General features: G+C 46.0%; 17 protein-coding genes. 14 read left to right on the top strand and 3 right to left on the bottom strand.

The window, feature by feature from the left end:
* The first annotated feature begins 143 nt into the window (after window positions 1–143).
* A complete protein-coding gene (locus tag ACKGJP_RS18210) occupies window positions 144–1,856 on the top strand; it encodes a methyl-accepting chemotaxis protein (protein WP_409340250.1) in 1,713 nt (570 codons plus the stop codon).
* Between the two features lie 66 nt (window positions 1,857–1,922).
* Here the strand turns inward: ACKGJP_RS18210 and ACKGJP_RS18215 are convergent, their stop codons facing one another.
* Complete coding sequence (locus ACKGJP_RS18215; RefSeq protein ID WP_409340251.1) at window positions 1,923–2,636, bottom strand: TioE family transcriptional regulator; 714 nt, start codon at window positions 2,634–2,636, stop codon at window positions 1,923–1,925.
* Between the two features lie 223 nt (window positions 2,637–2,859).
* On the opposite strand from ACKGJP_RS18215, the gene ACKGJP_RS18220 reads away from it, so the two are divergent.
* From ACKGJP_RS18220 to ACKGJP_RS18250, 7 genes are all read left to right on the top strand, one after another.
* A complete protein-coding gene (locus ACKGJP_RS18220; protein ID WP_409340252.1) occupies window positions 2,860–3,261 on the top strand; it encodes a GNAT family N-acetyltransferase in 402 nt (133 codons plus the stop codon).
* Between the two features lie 436 nt (window positions 3,262–3,697).
* Entirely contained in the window at window positions 3,698–4,249 is a 552-nt protein-coding gene (locus ACKGJP_RS18225; protein ID WP_409340253.1) for a methylated-DNA--[protein]-cysteine S-methyltransferase, read from the top strand.
* Between the two features lie 228 nt (window positions 4,250–4,477).
* Window positions 4,478–5,443, top strand: coding sequence for a tyrosine-type recombinase/integrase (locus tag ACKGJP_RS18230; RefSeq protein ID WP_409340254.1), 966 nt, complete (start codon window positions 4,478–4,480; stop codon window positions 5,441–5,443).
* Window positions 5,440–5,955 (top strand): GNAT family N-acetyltransferase, encoded by a 516-nt coding sequence (locus ACKGJP_RS18235; protein WP_409340255.1) that lies wholly within the window; start codon window positions 5,440–5,442, stop codon window positions 5,953–5,955. Before ACKGJP_RS18230 ends, ACKGJP_RS18235 begins: the two co-directional genes overlap by 4 nt.
* 417 nt (window positions 5,956–6,372) lie before the next feature.
* The gene (locus ACKGJP_RS18240) at window positions 6,373–8,199 is read left to right on the top strand and encodes an assimilatory sulfite reductase (NADPH) flavoprotein subunit (RefSeq protein ID WP_409340256.1); all 1,827 of its coding nucleotides are present in this window, start codon (window positions 6,373–6,375) and stop codon (window positions 8,197–8,199) included.
* A gap of 36 nt (window positions 8,200–8,235) precedes the next feature.
* Window positions 8,236–9,960 (top strand): assimilatory sulfite reductase (NADPH) hemoprotein subunit, encoded by a 1,725-nt coding sequence (gene cysI / locus ACKGJP_RS18245; RefSeq protein ID WP_409340257.1) that lies wholly within the window; start codon window positions 8,236–8,238, stop codon window positions 9,958–9,960.
* Between the two features lie 193 nt (window positions 9,961–10,153).
* On the top strand, window positions 10,154–10,399 hold the full coding sequence (locus ACKGJP_RS18250) for an alpha-L-rhamnosidase N-terminal domain-containing protein (RefSeq protein ID WP_409340258.1): 246 nt from the start codon (window positions 10,154–10,156) through the stop codon (window positions 10,397–10,399).
* 669 nt (window positions 10,400–11,068) lie between these two features.
* Here the strand turns inward: ACKGJP_RS18250 and ACKGJP_RS18255 are convergent.
* A complete protein-coding gene (locus ACKGJP_RS18255; protein WP_409340259.1) occupies window positions 11,069–14,185 on the bottom strand; it encodes an ATP-binding protein in 3,117 nt (1,038 codons plus the stop codon).
* A gap of 387 nt (window positions 14,186–14,572) precedes the next feature.
* Between ACKGJP_RS18255 and ACKGJP_RS18260 the strand changes: the two genes are divergently transcribed.
* The 3 genes from ACKGJP_RS18260 to ACKGJP_RS18270 all read left to right on the top strand — a co-directional run bounded on the left by ACKGJP_RS18260 (window position 14,573) and on the right by ACKGJP_RS18270 (window position 16,375).
* Window positions 14,573–14,767, top strand: coding sequence for a hypothetical protein (locus ACKGJP_RS18260; RefSeq protein WP_409340260.1), 195 nt, complete (start codon window positions 14,573–14,575; stop codon window positions 14,765–14,767).
* Between the two features lie 537 nt (window positions 14,768–15,304).
* A complete protein-coding gene (locus ACKGJP_RS18265) occupies window positions 15,305–15,901 on the top strand; it encodes a class I SAM-dependent methyltransferase (protein WP_409340261.1) in 597 nt (198 codons plus the stop codon).
* 234 nt (window positions 15,902–16,135) lie between these two features.
* Complete coding sequence (locus ACKGJP_RS18270) at window positions 16,136–16,375, top strand: hypothetical protein (protein ID WP_409340262.1); 240 nt, start codon at window positions 16,136–16,138, stop codon at window positions 16,373–16,375.
* Window positions 16,376–16,382: 7 nt separating this feature from the next.
* Here the strand turns inward: ACKGJP_RS18270 and ACKGJP_RS18275 are convergent, their stop codons facing one another.
* On the bottom strand, window positions 16,383–16,526 hold the full coding sequence (locus tag ACKGJP_RS18275; protein WP_409340263.1) for a hypothetical protein: 144 nt from the start codon (window positions 16,524–16,526) through the stop codon (window positions 16,383–16,385).
* A 93-nt stretch (window positions 16,527–16,619) separates the two neighbouring features.
* Between ACKGJP_RS18275 and ACKGJP_RS18280 the strand changes: the two genes are divergently transcribed.
* The 3 genes from ACKGJP_RS18280 to ACKGJP_RS18290 all read left to right on the top strand — a co-directional run bounded on the left by ACKGJP_RS18280 (window position 16,620) and on the right by ACKGJP_RS18290 (window position 19,265).
* Window positions 16,620–16,769: a DUF6756 family protein gene (locus tag ACKGJP_RS18280; protein ID WP_409340264.1), complete on the top strand. Its 150-nt coding sequence runs from the start codon at window positions 16,620–16,622 to the stop codon at window positions 16,767–16,769.
* Between the two features lie 183 nt (window positions 16,770–16,952).
* Window positions 16,953–18,080: an NADH:flavin oxidoreductase gene (locus tag ACKGJP_RS18285; RefSeq protein WP_409340265.1), complete on the top strand. Its 1,128-nt coding sequence runs from the start codon at window positions 16,953–16,955 to the stop codon at window positions 18,078–18,080.
* A gap of 222 nt (window positions 18,081–18,302) precedes the next feature.
* Window positions 18,303–19,265, top strand: coding sequence for an ABC transporter permease (locus ACKGJP_RS18290; protein WP_409340266.1), 963 nt, complete (start codon window positions 18,303–18,305; stop codon window positions 19,263–19,265).
* The last annotated feature ends 1 nt before the right edge of the window (window position 19,266 follow it).

Consider the following 19,266-nt stretch of genomic DNA (forward strand, 5'->3'; position numbering starts at 1 on the left):
CTTTTTTGGGGTGGATTTTTTGTTGCCTTCCGACTTGCTAGGGAAGCTTGCAACGTCATTTCACGGAAACCGCGCCGTCTCCGGTTATCGCCTTGCAGGTCAAGGCAACTATACGAAAGAGGATGAGGAAGGATGCTGCCAACATGAGCTACATTCGCAATTTGAAGATTAGAACCAAAATATTCGGAATTATCGGGCTGGCGATCGTTTTCCTGCTGGTTATCGGGATCTCGGGATTCGGCGTTATGCAATCGATGGGGAACAATGCCCGTTCGATGTATGAAGAGAAGATGATGCCCAATAGCCTGATTGAAGCGCTTCTGTTCGGTAATTCCCAAATGGACGCTTTGCAGCTTGAACTGCTTCTTGCGAAGGACGAAGCTATCGTAGCCAAAATCCAACAGCAAATTACCCAAACGAGGGATAAAAATCAGGCGACGCGTAAAGAGCTTGAGCAAATCGTATTGTCGCCGCGGGCACAGGAGCAATACAAGAAATTCGTCGACCTGATTCCCAAAAACAACGAGGCGAAGAAGAAGGTCGATGAGCTCGCGGTAGCTAACAAGAAAGAAGAAGCACATAAAGAGTATGTCAATTCTTTTAAACCGATTCGTGCCGAAATGATCGCGAGCCTGGAGAACGTGGTCCAATTTAACGAAGAGGATGCGAAGCTCTTTTACGAGGAAAGCATCGATAGCTCCCGAAACGCTACGGCCGTTATCGTGATCGTAACGATATTGACGGTACTGCTGTGCTCGGCGCTTGGATATGCGATCGCCAATATGATTACCGGACCGATACGGAGCATTCAGCACTGGATGGCCAAAGCGCAAAAGGGCGATATGACGGTACAAGGCGATTATCGTTCCAAGGACGAAATCGGACTTCTGACGCATGATTTTAACGGCATGATCGCCGGATTAAGAGAAATCATCGTCAAGATCGGGACGGAATCGCAAAATTTGTCGGCTAGTTCGGAGCAACTGCTCGCAAGCTCGGAGCAATCCAGCCAATCGACCAATCAAGTCGTTCTTGCGATTCAAGAAATAGCCGCAGGTGCGGATAGACAGCTTCAGAGCACGACGGAAAGTGTTAGAGCCATGGAGGAAATGGCCATCGGCATCAATCGGATCGCCGACTTCTCGGGCAGCGTTTCCGCTATGTCCATGGATGCATCTAAAGACGCGGAGGAGGGAAATAAAGCCATTCAAAAGGCGGTCGCACAAATGGAGTCGATTCGCGAGTCGGTCAGCGATTCCGCTGTGCTTGTCAATCAACTGGGGACGCGTTCCAAGGAGATCGGGAAGATCGTCGACGCCATTACGGACATCTCGTCCCAAACGAATTTGCTCGCTTTGAACGCTGCGATTGAAGCGGCGCGTGCGGGCGAGCATGGGAAGGGCTTTGTCGTCGTGGCCGATCAGGTGCGCAAGCTGGCTGAACAATCGCGGCAATCGGCCGATCAAATTTCGAGCATCATCCGTCAGATTCAGAGCGAAACCAAGCTGGCGGTCGATTCGATGGAGAAGGGCAACAAAGAAGTCGAGAGCGGCTCGATCATCGTGCAGGAGGCCGGCGAAGCGTTCCGCAGCATTATGCAGTCGGTCCAGGAGGTTGCCAATCAAATGCAAGAGGTATCCGCCTCGTCGGAGCAAATGTCGGCCGGCAGCGAGCAGATTACCGCTTCCCTTCAGGATATGGAGAACATTACGAAATCCGCCTTTGTCAAAACGGAAAGCGTAGCAGCCGCCTCGGAGGAGCAATTGGCTACGATGGAGGAAATATCATCCGCGGTCCACGCCCTTACGGATATGGCGCAGGAGCTTCATGAAATCACGCTTCGATTCAAAAGTTGAGTAAATTTCGCTCCCATACGGAAAGCCCCGACCTTGCGGTCGGGGCTTTATTTATTAATGAGACAGTTACTCCGGCACCACCAGGCCGACCTCTTTACAAAGCTCGACCAATTGATGAACGCCATAAAATTGCTTGCGATTGCGCTGGTGAATGCTAAATAGGGCGTCTTCCGTGACTTTTTTGGCTTTCTCGATGCTTTGATGTTCCACTGCTTGGACAATTTCCTTCATATTCTCCAGAAAGTAAACGGTTCTTCGCAGGGTGCGGATGAGCAAAATTTGCCGGATGTGCATGGGGGTGAAGATCCTATAGCCATTGTCGGGATCTCTTTCCGGCTTGATCAGTCCTTCTTTTTCCCAGTGCCGGATTGCCGAATCTTGTACATTGGTAAGAGCAGCCGCTTCCCCAATGGACATGTGGGTTTTGAGCTTTTTATTTGCCACGAGCGGAAGTTCGGGGTCTTGAAGCAGCGCAAGCGTTTGATCGGCTACGGCTTTTTCATGCTGGAGGATGGCTTGTTCTTTATTGACTAGCCAGAAGGCGATGTCCATATCGGCATTTTGAATGTGACGAAGCACGTCGCAAGAGATCGAGACGCCGAATCCCGGGAACATAGCGCGAATACAGCGGAAATAAGCCAAATGCACTTTCGTATACAGACGATATCCATTCGCAGAGCGGGCGGGGGCCGGGATGACTCCCCAAGCTTCATAATGCCGCAGGGCGCTCGTACTAATGCTAAGCTCTCGGGCGATTTCAATTGGCTTGTAGTAGTGCATCTGCGTCCCTCCTAATCGTACCGGTAGAATTCCACTATAGCAAAAGCGCTCACATGAAACAAACACTAATTTAAAACCTTAAAGTGCAAAGATAATCTTGATTTCCAAGGAATCTGTTGCCTTCAAAGCCCTTGGATACTGGCCTTCTCACTTGCATGAATGTTGTAACATAGAAGATGAGGGGGAGGAGAAACGATGTGCCAAGGAAAAAGGAGGAGACCGAGTGAATATTTTGCATGAACGGCCAGGGATAAAAGAGTACTTGGAATTGAGGCTGGCAGCAGGCTTAAGTCAAAAGGAGGAATCGGCTGCCGGAACGGCGCTGAGCCATTCGGTTTTTTCGGTAGTGATACGAAACGACGATTCCGAACTCATTGGAATGGGCAGAATTATTGGCGATGGAGGGTGCTATTATCAAGTTGTCGATATTGCCGTTAACCGCTCGTATCAAGACAAGGGATTGGATAAAGTCCTAATGGATGAGATAACGGAGTACTTAAATCTGCATATCCCCAAGGATGCCGACGTTCTTTTGCTGGCAGAGGTGCCGGCTATCGGCTTGTATCAGAAGTACGGATTTGAATTCACTTACCCCAAAGCAATCAGTTTGCTCAGAAAGCTGTAAAGCTAATAAATCCCGATTCCCAACTGCCGGTACGGGGGATTGGGGTTTATTTGTAGTCGAGCGCCAAGTTATTGTCGCAGTCGGACAACAAGAGCTTGTCCCTTTTGCATCGTTTGACTTCCCTTCTGTCTATTTCAACTTCCGGATAGATTAATGAAAGAAACTTTTTGTCACAACTTCGTTGCTTCTATTAATACTGTTAAAAATAAGGTAATATACAAAGTGGCATAAAAGCACTCCGCTCATGCATACGAAGACGTCATGTCTTTGAACTTCCGGTACCGCTCCTCATGGTAACCGAGCAACGCGGCTCACAGCCGAGCGACAAGAACAAAAGCGGCGCTTTACCGTATGTGTACCGAGAACCGCAGCGCGATCGCAATAACGGATCGATTATCAATATCAGAGAGAAATAAATGCAAAGGAAGGTCTAACGATGAGAACTCAATTGAATTGGGTCAAATTAATGATTGAAGGACGAGACTGGCTTCTGCTTGCGACGGAGTTTGGCGTTTGCCGCGTTATTTTCCCGCATGAAGGACTGAAGGATTTTCAGGGTTGGCTGGATCGTTACATGCCGGGCGTCGAACCGAAAGAGGACCCGGCAGCTTTGCGGCGAACCGGTGCGATCGATTTATTGCAGGCTTATTTTGCAGGGGAACGAGTTTCATTCGCGGAGTTGCCGTTGGATTTGATCGGAACGTCGTTTCAACGAGAGGTGTGGACAGCGCTGGGACGCGTGCCTTATGGCGAAATCCGGACCTATCGCGACATCGCGGAGATGATCGGCAGACCGAATGCGGTACGCGCTGTCGGTGCGGCGAATGGTGCCAATCCGTTGCCCGTATTTCTGCCCTGTCACCGGATTATCGGTGCTGACCGCAAGCTAACGGGTTTCCGCGGCGGCCTTACGATGAAGAGTAAAATGCTGAAGCTGGAAGGCATCGAAGATGTGGAAGACGGCGGACATGCTCGGTTTCGCTTTTGAGCAGACGGTTCGAATTTCGAAATGCGAGGAACAACCCTTTTAAATCGGTATCGGCCGAAATGGGAGGGTTGTTGTTTTACATGGGTATAATCACTGAATCGAAGGCTTTGATGCAGGCTAATTTCTGCCAATAATTAATTGCATGAAATACGAATTTCACGCAATTTGCATTGTGAGTCCTCTTTTCGGTATCATGTAGAGAGAAGCTTAGCTTTGACGGAGGCAATAATGAACGCTCTTAGACACGAGGTTTTGGAAAAGTATGAGAATGAACTGCGGCTGTTTTCCATGTGGATGAAAAACCGCGGGATGACGAAAGCGTCGCAGCACGCCTATATGAGCGACGCCCATAGGTTCCTGCATACCGTTTATCCTTCGGAATTGAAAAGGATCGGCAAGGTGGAAATGATGGACTATTTGTCGCAGTCGCGGGAGCGCGGAGCAGGGGATGAATCGAGGAATCGGAAACTGGCCGCCATTCGAGCATTCTATAAAGCGCTAATGGAACTGGAAATCCTGCAAACGAATCCGGCGGCGATGATTGCCAAGTCCAAGCAAGAGAAAAACCGGATTCCCGTATATTTGGAAGAGGATCAGCTTGAAGTCTTGTTCGAATCGATTGAAGGGAAATATCGGACGCGGAATATGGCCATATTATGCTTGATGACCTATGCCGGTTTGCGCGTTGGAGAAATTCACCGGTTAAACATGCAGGATCTTACGCAGGACGGATCGATTCACGTGCTGGGTAAAGGTCGCAAGTGGCGGGTCATTCCGCTTCCTGACGTCCTGCACGCACTTTTACGACAATCTCTGGAAGAACGCCTCGAGCCTTATAAGGGGAAAGAAGAGGCCTTTTTCGTTTCGCAATTTGGAAGGCGCCTTTCTATTAGGATGGTTCAAACGATAGCGGAAGACATGTTCGCGAAGCTGAAGGCAAAGCTTCCTTTCCTGCACGCCAAAAAACTGTCCAGCCATAAGCTGCGCCATTCCTTCGCCACCATGCAAATCCGCAGCGGGACTGACATACGAACGCTGCAGGAGCTGCTGGGCCACACCAGCATCGAGACGACGCAAATCTATACGCATGTAGACAACAAGCAGCTAAAGCATGCTATGAATAACATCTCAGGGAAAATCCCCGTTTTTCTAAACGGCGAATCAACGAATGGAAGGACGATAACTTTAAAATGAAACCGCTGATTGAAACACCGCGACTTCTTATCAAGCCGTATATGATGGAGGAAATGGAGCGTCTGCTTCCTATTCTAACTGATGCTCAAACCATGTCGTTTTGGCCTGCTCCTTTTACAAAGGAACAAACGGAAGGTTGGCTGTTGAGAAGCATCGCTTCTTATGAAAAACACGGCTATGGCCGATGGGGGATAGAGTTGAAGGAGAGCGGCGAATTGATCGGCGATGTCGGCATTCAGGTATCCGAAATCGATGGAACGCTGGAGCGAGACCTCGGCTATATCATCCATTGGCCTTTCTGGCACAAAGGTTACGCAGTTGAAGCGGCCGACGCATGTTTGCACTACGGATTGAAAGAGCTCGGCTTGTCTCGGATATGCGCCAATATGCCGTATGATCATTATGTTTCCAAAAGAGTCGCGGAGAAAATCGGCATGACATTTGAAAAACAGTTCCATAACCAAAAAAACAGAGGGATCTTAACTTATTTGTTCAGCATTCAGGCTAAGTGAACGGGACGTCCTATAAAACAAGACGAAGAGGGGGATTTAATGAGAACGGAGCTGTTTTGGCGTGCGATAAATAATTATTTATAACATTAACATTCAACGTAACTAAACAAAAACTAGGGCGGGTGTAAAAGGTTGGGGTAGCGCGTTTGTAGTTTACATAATAAATAATATGTTCACTTAGTTCGACGTTGCTTTGATTTCGCTATATGCGCACATTATAAGTATACATAACAAATATTATGTAAACTTATATTGGAGAACGCTATAAATCGTTCTTTTATCAATCAAACTAATCAATCTTATAAGAACATTCTAATTGACCCTTAAGGCTTGCTGTGATAGGTTCAATAGAGATAAAATACTCTGATGCTAATACTAGGAATTAGGATCATTGCATGTTAGGTGAGGTGGATATCGTTGGATCTTCAAATAACAAACAGCCCCTTTAATCAGGAGCAAGCCGAGTTGCTCAATCGTCTTTTGCCTTCGCTCACGGAAAGTCAACGAATTTGGCTAAGCGGGTATCTAGCGGCTCTACACAGAGAAGTGGCCGCGACGACAGCTATTGCTGCACCGCTGACGGTTGTAACGCCAAGCGTAGAAGCGATTTCCAAGGAAGTGACCGTGTTATACGGATCGCAGACCGGCAACTCGCACGGGCTTGCCAAGAAAGTGTCCAAAAAGCTGGAGGACCAAGGTTTCCAGGTGTCGCTTTCCTCGATGAGCGACTTCAAACCGAACGGATTGAAAAAGGTTCAAAACCTGCTGATCTTGGTAAGTACTCACGGGGAAGGCGATGCGCCGGATAACGCCATTTCCTTCTACGAGTTTATCCATAGCAAGCGGGCTCCTCAATTAGAGGGACTTCGGTATTCCGTGCTAGCGCTGGGCGATACGTCATATGAGTTTTTCTGTAAAACCGGCAAGGATTTCGATGTTCGTCTGGAAGAGCTTGGAGGCAAACGTCTTACACCGCGTATCGACTGCGATGTTGATTTTGTGGAATCCGCTACTGAGTGGATGAAAAATGTTTTGGATTCATTGAGCGCTGCTTCGGCATCGACGGCAAACGCAAGCGGGGCAGTCGCTTCAGCGGTTGCGATCGCAACGGAATCCGAATATTCGAGATCCAACCCGTTTCAAGCTGAAATCTTGGAAAATCTAAATCTGAACGGCCGCGGATCGGACCGTGAAACTCGCCACATCGAGCTCTCCATCGACGGGTCGAATCTCCAGTACGAGCCAGGCGACAGCTTAGGCGTATATCCTGAAAACCACCCTCGTCTTGTAGATGAATTGATCGAAGCGATGGGGTGGAACGCGAATGAACAAGTTGCGATCAATAAGAACGGCGATAAGAAATCGTTGAGGGATGCGCTTCTTCGGCATTTCGAAATTACCGTTCTAACGAAACCGTTGCTGGAGCAGGCGGCAAAGCTTACTTCGAATAACGGGCTAAAAGAACTGATCGAGCCGGGCCGCGAACAAGAGCTCAGAGCGTATATAAATGGACGCGATTTGCTGGATTTGGTGCAGGATTACTCGCTTAAAGGCATTCCTGCGGCTGATTTTGCAGCGATCCTTCGGAAAATTCCTGCTCGTTTGTATTCGATTGCAAGCAGCCCGAAAGCATTCCCGGATGAGGTGCATCTCACGGTACGCACGGTACGTTACGAGGCCCATGGCAGAGAACGGTATGGCGTATGCTCCGTACATCTTTCCGAACGCGTGCAAGCGGGGGAGGCATTACCGGTTTTTATTCAACAAAACGATAATTTCAAGCTGCCGGTGAATCCGGAAACGCCGATCATCATGATTGGACCGGGTACGGGAGTCGCTCCGTTCCGAGCATTCCTTGGTGAACGTGAAGAAACGGGTGCGGAAGGAAAAAGCTGGCTGTTTTACGGCGATCAGCATTTCTCCACCGATTTTCTGTACCAACTGGAATGGCAGCGCTGGCTTAAGGATGGCGTCTTGACGCGGATGGATGTAGCATTCTCCCGCGATACGGATCAAAAAGTATATGTACAGCACCGGATGCTGGAGAAGAGAAGCGAAGTCTATAAATGGCTGCAGGAAGGCGCTTATGTGTATGTGTGCGGGGACGAAAAGAAAATGGCGCATGACGTCCATGCGGCCTTGGCCACCATTCTTGAGCGTGAAGGCGGTTTAAGCCAAGAGGAAGCGGCCGAGTATTTGAATGGTATGCAGCAGCAAAAACGTTATCAGCGGGATGTTTACTAATTCCGAGTCCCAAAGATTGCGAGAGGAGATAAACATATGTCAGAAAATAACTTGCTGTCGCCGAATAGCGCGCCACATAGCGATGTAGAACAGATTAAGATCCGAAGCAATTACCTTAGAGGTAGTCTTACCGAAACTCTGGAAAACTTAATCACCGGCTCCATTCCCGAAGACGATAACCGTCTTATGAAATTCCATGGCAGCTATATGCAGGATGATCGGGATTTGCGCAACGAACGGAATAAACAGAAGCTGGAGCCGGCTTATCAATTTATGCTTCGCGTTCGTGCGGCTGGCGGAGTCATCACGCCGGAGCAATGGTTGATGATGGACCATGTTGCACAGAAGTACGCGAATGGAACGATTCGTCTTACTACTCGGCAGTCCTTCCAATTGCATGGCGTCATTAAATGGAACTTAAAAAGCACGATCCGGGAAGTAAACGATGCAATGCTCAGCACACTGGCCGCATGTGGCGACGTGAATCGTAACGTCATGTGCAACCCGAATCCGTACCAGTCCGAAATACACGAAGAAGTTCATGAATGGGCGCGTAAGGTTAGCGTTCACTTGGATCCGCGGACTCAGGCTTATCATGAAATATGGCTGGATGGCGAGAAAATAGTGGAAAGCGTGGAAGACGGGGGAGAGCAAGAACCGATTTACGGGCCTGTTTATCTACCCCGCAAGTTCAAAATCGGCATGGCCGTGCCTCCGTCAAATGATGTAGACGTATTTTCTCAAGATCTCGGCTTTATTGCGATCATTGAAGAGGGGCGTCTCAAGGGCTTTAACGTTACGGTTGGCGGCGGCATGGGGATGAGTCACGGCGATCCGAAAACATACCCTCAAGTTTCTCGTGTGATCGGCTTTTGCTTGCCTGAGCAAATCGTCGATGTGGCAGAGAAGACAGTCACGATCCAAAGGGATTATGGCGACCGTGCGGTGCGCAAACACGCGCGTTTTAAATATACGATCGATGATCGCGGTCTTGAATGGTTTGTTAATGAGCTTAACAATCGTTTGGGCTGGAAGCTTGAGGATGCGCGTCCTTATCAATTTGATCATAACGGGGATCGCTATGGTTGGGTGAAGGGGAGCAATGGAAAATGGCATTTTACTCTTTTTATCCAAAACGGCAGGGTAAAAGATGAGGATGACTATAAGCTGATGACAGGGCTGCGGGAAATTGCTAAGTTGCATAACGGGGATTTCCGGCTCACTCCGAATCAGAACCTAATTATTGGTAATATTAGCAGCCAGAAAAAGAAAAAAATCGAAGCATTGATCAAGGAATACGGGCTCACGGACGGGATCCAATATTCCGCTTTGCGCAGAAATTCGATGGCATGCGTGGCTTTGCCGACTTGCGGTTTGGCCATGGCGGAATCGGAGCGTTACTTGCCGTCGCTGCTTGATAAGATCGAGCCGATGCTTGAAGAAGCCGGCTTGCGCGACGAAGAAATTGTCATTCGCATGACCGGTTGCCCGAATGGATGCGCACGTCCGATGTTAGCGGAAATTGCATTCATAGGAAAAGCGCCTGGCAAATACAATATGTACTTGGGCGGCGGCTTTTCCGGAAACCGTCTGAACAAGCTATATAAGGAAAACATCGGCGAAACGGAAATTCTGGAATCGCTGCAACCGATCGTTAATCAGTATGCTAAGGAACGGCAACAAGATGAACATTTCGGCGATTTTGTAATCCGTACCGGATACGTAAAAGAAGTACTTGATGGTCAGGATTTTCATTCGTAAGATTATTAAACAAAACAAAAACCCACGAAATTGAAATGTCGGACGACAAGAACATAGCCCGATTCAAACCCGCATAGGATGCGGGTTTTTTGTTCATTCGGACAAGTTCTTGTCGCGGACGGACGACAAGAATTTGACCCGTTTGTTGATGCGCGACAAGAACTTGACCCTATTTTAGGCAATTGGTAAGGGTATGGATACAAATAATATCTTTGACCAACGGTTCCGTCACCTTGGACTACTCCGCCTCCGGTATATTAAGCACTTTCATGCAGACAGAGCTAAAGTACTGGTATCCGGCATCGGTTATTTCAAGCTCAGGCTGAATGACCGAAAGGTCGGCGATCACGTGCATGATCCCGGGCCGACCGATTACGGCAAGCGGATTCTATACAGCACTTTTGATGTAACGGAGATGCCAGAAAGTTTGTTGAAGTAACGGGCAGTTATGCGTGGTGATTGTCTTGAGAGAGTATCTTTACAAGCAAATATACATTCGTTATTTTTCTCTTGAGAAAATAAAGTGTTAAACTAAAAACAAAGTATTAGACCGAGAAAATAAAGTTGTAGACTGGCGTCGGGCGTTAAGCTAACTGGCAGGTTTCGTTAATACTTACATTCCAGGGGAGGACTTGCTCGTCATCAGTTTTGTTGCAATGCACATTTCATATCGATGTTTATTCAATTATTTGACGGAGGTGAGTGTATGACAAAAAAAATCATAAAACGTATCGTTGATATCATTACGGTATGTACAATTGTGTATGTTTTATATTTGGGTTACTTTATATTTTTTGATAAACCTACGACTTCGCATAAAATTACTTCACTATATGTAAAAATGGGGTATGCTTTTCTCGCACTATTTATAATATCGCTTATAAGAACTTTAGTTAACAAAAATAGAGGGGCTTAATAATCGAGTAGGAGAGAGAGGCGTAAGCGTCAAATAGCCCCCACCTTGTCTTTCAGGTGAGGGCTATCATCATAAGATTGAATTTATTATTTAAATGGAGAGGCGGGTTGCCCTCGTCCTTTTATGCCACTGTATATGCTGGGGACGAACATCTTGGTTGATTAGGTGTTTTCACTTATGTATGAGTGAAAATTAGAACAATTGCCTGTTGTCTTTGATCTCGAGCATATGAATGATGATCGTTGTCCCTTTGCCCACTTCACTGATCATTTGAAAACGAGCTCCTTTAATAAGCGAAAGCTTTCTAAATGGATTTGTAAAGCCCAATCGCTCATTTCGACCACGCAATAGCTCTTGCTGCTTTTCTAGAGGAATCCCCACACCATTGTCCTCTATTGTGATTTGGATATGTTGCTGCTCCCGCTCGATTGTAAGACGCAGCGTTCCACCATTTTTACTTTTGGAGATCCCGTGACAAACAGCATTTTCTACTAGCGGTTGTAGTGTCACTGCTGGGATATAGGTTTGAATCGTTTCGTCGATATTGTATTCGATATGAAGCCTTTCTTCGAAGCGCATTTGTTCTATCGCTAAGTACGCCTTCACTAATTGTATTTCTTCATCCAAAGGGATGAGTGAGCGCTGCTTCTGGTAATCCAGCTTTCCTCGGAAATAGGTAGAAAGATGTTCTAATGCAGTTTGGGTTTTTTGCTGGTCAGTCCAACTTAGCGTAATAATCGAATTGAGTGTGTTGTATAAAAAATGCGGTGTAATCTGAGCGTAGAAGTAGCTGAGTTCATGCTCCACAGCATCCTGTGCTGATTTTTTCATCAATAATAAGGACTCGATTCGCATCTCTAATTCCTTCAAATTAACAGGCTTTTGCAAGTAATCGTTGGTACCTAATTGAAAGGATACAACTAAGTCAGACAATTGTCCTGCGGCTGTTAATATGATGACAGGCAAGTCTACTAAGTCCTGCTCCTGTCTGATCGTTTTGCAGACCTCATATCCCGTCATATGGGGCATCATTAAATCTAAAATTAATAGATCCACTTTTTCCGTTTCAATGATGTCGAGTGCTTCCTGCCCGCTGCCTACTGCAATTACGCTATAATGAAGCGAATGAAGCATATTAATAAGCACCTTCAAATTAGCAGGCTCGTCATCTACAACTAATATCGTATACGGTTTTGATCCTTCCACTTTTGTAGGCAGGATAACCTGCGACTGCTTCATCTCCCGATTTTTCATTTGGGCAGACGAAACTTGTTCGTTCATTTCGTGATTGTTTATTTCGTTATGCTCGAATAGCTGCTGATTAGTAGCCAGCGGGATCGTGAAGGTGAAGCATGAGCCTTTACCTATTTCTGAAGTTACCCAAATACGTCCGCCTGTACTCTCCACAATTTTCTTGGTAATGCTTAATCCCAAACCAAGTCCTTCTGATTCCCTGCTCCGGCTGCTTTCAACTTGATAAAAGGTTGTAAATATGAGGTCATGGTACTCTGCAGCAATACCTGGACCTGTATCCTCAACCGATATGTGCATCTGTTCCTCTATGATTTGAGCTGAGATCGTGATTGTTCCTTGCTTAGTGAATTTAATCGCATTGTAGATCAGATTGAAGAAAACTTGCTTTAGCTTTTGCTCATCGGTGTAGACAAGCGGCAAGTTTTCTGGGATCGTATTGATCAATTGAACAGACGGAGCGGGCGGCATGACATAGGCAATCTCAGCGAGCACTTCCTCAATAATTCGAATTTCGATCGGTCTGGATGTAAAAGAAACCTCACCTTGCTTTATTTTAGAAATAAATAGAAGCTCCTTAACCAAGCCTGCCAATCTTCTACTAACCGAGTGTATCAAAATAACACTTTCTTGTTGTTTTCTTTTTAAAGGCCCCTCTTCACCCTCCAGCAGCGATTGAGAAAGATTCATAATGCCGTGGAGCGGAGTGCCGAGCTCGTGTGATGTTTTGACTAGAAATTCATCCTTCATTCGGTCGAATTCAAGCAATTCATTGGACAGTTCCTCCACTTTTTTATATGCCTGCTGTGAACGGTGACTCATTAGTAGCGCCAAGCTCATCACCATAAGTAAAAACAAAAGAAGTGACGGGATTTCGATATCCACATCAAATAGCAGGACAATTGCGAGTAGAATACCATAAACAGCAAAAGTAAAAACGATGATCAGCACATAGTCAGACTCATCCGTTTTTTGTTTATAGGCTTTTAGCAGCATAATAAAAATATACACATAACCAATAGCCGTAGTCCCTGAAACAATGAGTTGAATGAGCGGAAATGGAACCTTTTCCATTAGATCAATGGTCATATTTAACACACACACCGCCAAGGCTTGAAATCCTAAGATTGCACTTAATGCAGTGACGATCCTTTTGCTGGCAGACATGTTGAAGAAATGATAAACAAATAGTAGGAAAAACAAAACGAAAAGTGTAAGTGAAATGGCTTGTATTCCTAGTTGTGAGGATGGGTTGAGCTCCGGAAATAGTAAGTAGATCCATCTTTCATTTATCGTAGATATATGTACAGCTTGCGCTAAACTGAATAGACTGAAATAGAGCTCATACCGGAATTTCCGTTTGTGTTGTAAATATGTCGTAAAGTATATAAATGAAAACAGAAAATAGCCGGAAATGAGAAAGGCTTCAATGAATTTTTCACGGCCTTGTTTTGCTAATATTTGATCGGCTGGACCGAAATAGAGCGAATTGACAATACCGCCAACGGCATAGTCATAATTAGCAACTAGTATAACAAGCTCTATTTGTTTATTTTTACTATTTTCCAGTACGACATACTTTTTGTAATCGAAGTGATATTCTTCGGTGTTTTTTGAAGGAACACCTGCTGAGCCAAGCTCCTCCCCGTTTACATACACTTTGTTGGCATTTCGAATCGTATTCAGCTTTACACCGTAACGGTCATCCTCCGGAACATGAATAAGCAAGCGATACGTGCCTGTTCCATAAGGAGTAGCGTTCTCAGCTCTATAGCGATCCCACGCTGCAGGTACTGGAATGGATTGGCGTTTGTTCTTATAACGTTCAAAGACATCCACATCCGGGCTTGGCACAATTAATTCATCTGGATAGAAGTCCCATTCTCCATCAAGCGCAATGGTTTTTTCATCCTGCCAATCCCAATGCTGCAATGAAAGAACACCATTTTTCGCCACGAATGTATTGGAGTCGAATACACGAAAAGAGTGAAGGACAAAGTACGTTGTCAAGAGAGTGACAGCGATCATAATTAGAGCGAGCGTCTTTCTATGTTTCACATAGCCAATTCCTTTCACTATGAGAGCTTCACCCATTATGGTACTTACTTGTAACCATTCAAACAGGCGGCAGCGCATCTTGTTCTAGTATATTTTACTAGCATCATCGCGTTCAAACCTTGATATAGAGGTGATGATGGGGGGGGACTACGGTTTGTCGAATATTTAAATAGTTTACCATAAATTTATTAGAAGTGTTGCCGAGGAATCAGTCGCGCTACTTCAGCGAGACAAAACAGATGGCGGGAATAGAATTTCTTAAAGAAAGCGACTGAAATATTCAGTTAACGGGACACACTAACTTATTAACAAATAAATGGATACCTTGATTATACCCTCCCAATCCTTGCGAAGCTAAGGATATAAATAAGTTGGGAGGGTTTAGTTATGAAACTACTATATGCTTGTCAATTGTTAGATAACGGCGCTCCATTAGATATTATTCAAGGGATGTTGAGCCACGAAAAAGCATCGACTACTCAAATCTATGGAGCGGCGAAAAGAATTGTACCGTCGTTATTTTTGAAAAGTAAGGTGGGCCCCCTTCTCAACTATAGGGCAGATTTGCCTAATTCCAAATAAAGGATATTAGCAAGCGTTTGTAGAAAACTTTATGTTAGAAGCAAGGAATAAGGTGGAGGTGGACATATGAATATGACATCAATCGAAGTGGTTATTATTCATCCAGTTTACAATCATGCATTTACTGTGTCTGAACATCCAGATGGCCAATTACCTCTCATATTGGAGATGCATTAGGTTGTGACTGTGTAATTGAAAAATTTGTAGATGGATGGATGGATGAGAAAGTGTAGGAATGATGGACGCAACAATGAGGACTGGTGCGGATGGGTGCTGACGTTCTTGCTCCTTATGACGGGATTGTAGAATCTATACATATTAACCCAATCACTAAATACTTAATATTCAACCAGAACGAGGCTGCCGATATACACCGGCAGCCTCGTTGCGCTAACGGGTAGGTTAGTTTGGGAGTGTGGTATTATATTTACTCAACAAACGGGCCATTTTGTAGAATAAGGAGTACATTTTACAGGAAATTTAGTGGATTGGACAGAATGGGTATTAAGGAAAAAAATTTATGGGCAGGTGTAAAAAATGAGTTGGGACGAAGCGTATATCAATGGGAGTTTTCGCGATATGTGGGATCTTTCGTATCCGTCACAGGAGTTGATTGCTTTTATTGCCACTATAAACTTTCCAAAGGAGACAGTGGGTTTGGATGTTGGTTGTGGAGCTGGTCGAGAAGCAGTTTTTCTTGCCCAACACGGATTGAATATGATTGGAGTGGATCTAAGTGCAGAAGCTCTCAGGATCGCTGCTGAACGGGCAAAGGAGGCTGGGGTGCAGGTTGACTGGCGTCATGGAAATGTCTTAGATTTACCGGTTGAGGACCAGTCCGTAGATTTTGTAAATGATCGCGGCTGTTTTCATTCAATTGCCGAAGTGGAACGAGATCAATTTGCACGAGAGATTGCCCGCATCCTCAAGCCGGGTGGCATGATGTTGCTCAGAGGTTGTCGTGAAAAAATAGAAGAGGGTCATTTTGTCCCTGTGACAGGACAAGCAGTCGACCGATACTTCGGTAAATACTTTGACCGTGGAGAAGTGTTTCCAATTCAAATGGTAACCGGTATTGGGTTCAGCCGTGAAGGAATGAAAGGAAACCTAGTGGTGCTTAAAAAAAGTGAATAAAGTGGTAGTGAAACCTTTAGACTACCCTACAGGGGATGCGTTTTTGAAAACATCTTTATTTTAGAGGGGACGCCTTTATTGAAAACGAACTCGCTTTATTCTACAATAGGGCGCTTTTCTTTAATAAGAAGGCGTCTTTTTGTATAGACAACACATTTAAGGGATTGGAGTTAATAACTTGAAAAGAAATGGTCCTAATTATCCCAAACTCTAAACTTTGATGATCTTACAGATATGGAAGCGGATGGATCAATTGTACGTATTACAAACGGCAACTTTAGAGTATTGCAGCGTTTATTTTCACAGATTGAGCGTATCATGCAAATCAACGATCTGAAGAACATTACAAAAGAAGTGGTTGAAACTTATCAGAGGGTTTCAATAGGATGGGCGCTTCACGTTCCCATCTTTGATCTCGATCCTGATACCGGTAACGCTCTTGCAACTTCGCTTGTTCCTTCATCCTGCGCCTAAATTCCTCTTACTGCATCTGCCGCCGCTCTTGGTCAATCGCGATAAAAGCCTGGTCGATGGCCTTAAACGCGCCTTGCAGCTTGGAAGGCTCTTTCTTTATCTTCGGCGCTTCGCTGGCCGGTGGGGTGCCGTGCTGTTCGATGTGGATCAATTGCTAAATGTGCTGAAGGTCGCGCTCGAGTACGTCGATGCGCAGTTGGTCTGGCTTTGTTATACGCTGCCATAGGTTTTTCGGACGCAGTTCGTGCAAAATATCCTTCGAGAGTGTTCTCGCTTCGAATACTATATAGTTTCTAAAAAATACTCATGGATGTTATGTGAAAACCACCACGGATGTTTATTCGGTACTGGAGACGTAATTGTCTCAAAGATGAAGAGATTAAAATACCTTTGAATAATGATTTCATGATTTCAGAGTTAAGTATAAATTATTTTCACAATAGAAGGCGGTATGTTAAAAGTAGTGCTTTTGGAAATAGTATGGTATAATAAATTCAATAACTGTAATAATATATATGACAGTTTAAGTGGTGAGGCTTATTAACCAGAGTTTATTCATAATGGAGGTAATGCTAAAATGAATAATCATAAAATCCAACCTGCCTCCAAGCTAGGACCTTTATTCGAGTCCTTCAAGCTTGGTACTTTGAAGCTAAAGAACCGGGTCGTCATGGCTCCAATGACGAGAGCCTTCTCTCCCGGAGGAGTGCCGGGTCCTGATGTGGCTGCTTATTACCGTCGCCGTGCCGAGAACGGTGTAGGGCTTATTATTACGGAGGGCACTCTGATCAACGATCCGGCTGCCACCAATAATCCGAATATTCCGAATTTCCATGGGGAGGAAGCACTGAAGGGCTGGGCTAACGTCGTCGCGGAAGTACATGAAGCCGGCGGGCTGATTATGCCGCAGTTGTGGCATATCGGCACAGACCGTAAGGTAGGAGCCGTTCCGAACCCGGAGGAGTTGCCGATCGGACCTTCAGGCTTGGATCTCGCGACCGGGGAAAAAGTCAATGAGCCGATGAGCCAGGAAAGGATCGATTCCGTTGTTGCTGCTTACGCACAAGCGGCGGCGGATGCCAAACGGATCGGCTTTGACGGGATTGAGCTTCATGGTGCTCACGGCTATTTGATCGATCAGTTTTTCTGGGAGAAAACGAACCAACGCACCGACAGCTATGGCGGAGAGCTTGTGAAAAGAACCCGTTTTGCGGCTGAAATTATTGCGGCTTGCCGTCGCGCCGTAGGACCCGATTTCCCTATCCTACTGCGGATATCGCAATGGAAATCAAGTGATTACGAGGCGAAATTGGCAGCCAATCCGGATGAACTGGCCAAATTCCTTGCGCCGCTTGTAGAAGCGGGCGTTGATGTATTTCACTGCTCGACCCGCCGCTTCTGGGAACCGGAGTTCGCCGGTTCCGATCTGAATTTCGCAGGCTGGGTTAAAAAATTAACCGGCAAACCTACAATCACTGTGGGCTCCGTAGGTCTGGATAATGAGTTTCTATCTTCGTTTAGAGGGGAAAATGCAGGTACGGTGAACGTGGATAACTTGACCGACAAGATTCACAATCGAGAGTTCGATCTGGTTGCAGTCGGCCGTGCGCTGCTGGTTGATCCGGCATGGGCGGCTAAGGTTCGCGATGGCCGGCTTGACGAGCTGAAGCCTTTCACCCCTGAAGCGTTGCGTACGCTATCTTGAATCTGCTGTAATTCTAATTTTTTGACTATTTGATCGGGCACTCCGAGTTAGTGGGAGAGCTCGTTTTTTTTGTAATCTTCGATAAAAAGTCTCGTAAATGTCATAAAACTACCAAAATAGCGACAAGATGTCATGCTACTCACCTAGTGTTTCGGACCGCACCCTTGTAGTATTGCTGTATCGGATCCGAAATACCGAAAGGAAATGGACAGGGGTGAGCCAATGAGCAGAGGAGAGATGCTGGAGCCCGCTCCTCAAGCGGTACAATATCCGGCGGCAAACCGAGCTGTCAGAAACAATTTGCGAAAATACTGGGACTTGTACTTGATCATGGTGCCGGGGATCGTTTATTTAGTGGTGTTTAAATATTTGCCGATGTGGGGCATCGTCATTGCTTTTCAGAATTACAGCGTGTTCACCGGCATTCGGGCAAGCGAGTGGGTAGGGATTGCACACTTCCAGGAAATGTTCACCAATCCTGAGTTTTTTCGCATATTTCGTAATACGCTGCTGATTAGCTTATACAAGCTGGTATGGGGATTTCCCGGGCCGATCGTTCTTGCCATCCTGTTGAACGAAGTTAGACGCGCATGGTTTAAGCGCTCTATACAAACGCTCGTCTATCTCCCCCATTTTTTGTCGTGGGTTATTATCGGAGGCATTCTGATCAATGTGCTTTCCCCGACCGAAGGCATAGTCAATCGGATCATTCAAATGTTCGGCTTGGAGCCGGTTTTTTTTCTCGCCGACCCAGGATGGTTTCGTTCGGTACTTGTCGTCAGCGACATATGGAAAGAGGTCGGTTGGGGGGCGATCATATACTTGGCAGCGCTTGCCGGCATCGATCCGCAGCAGTACGAGGCTGCGATCATAGACGGGGCGAACAAGTGGCGACAAATATGGCACATCACGCTTCCCGCGTTGCTAAGCACCATTGTAATTTTGTTCGTACTGCGGCTTGGCCATGTGCTTGATGTCGGTTTCGAGCAAATTTTCGTATTATACCATCCTATCGTCTACGAAGTGTCCGACGTCATTGAAACATTCGTATACCGCGTCGGCATTACGCAAGGGCAATTCAGTTTCTCTACCGCCGTCGGGCTGTTCAAATCGGTCATCGGTCTGATACTCGTGGTTGCGGCCAACAGATTAGCCAAAAAACTAGGACAATCGGGCATTTGGTAAG

The sequence above is a fragment of the Paenibacillus litoralis genome, from assembly GCF_046244365.1.
Taxonomy (GTDB): Bacteria; Bacillota; Bacilli; order Paenibacillales; family NBRC-103111; genus Paenibacillus_V.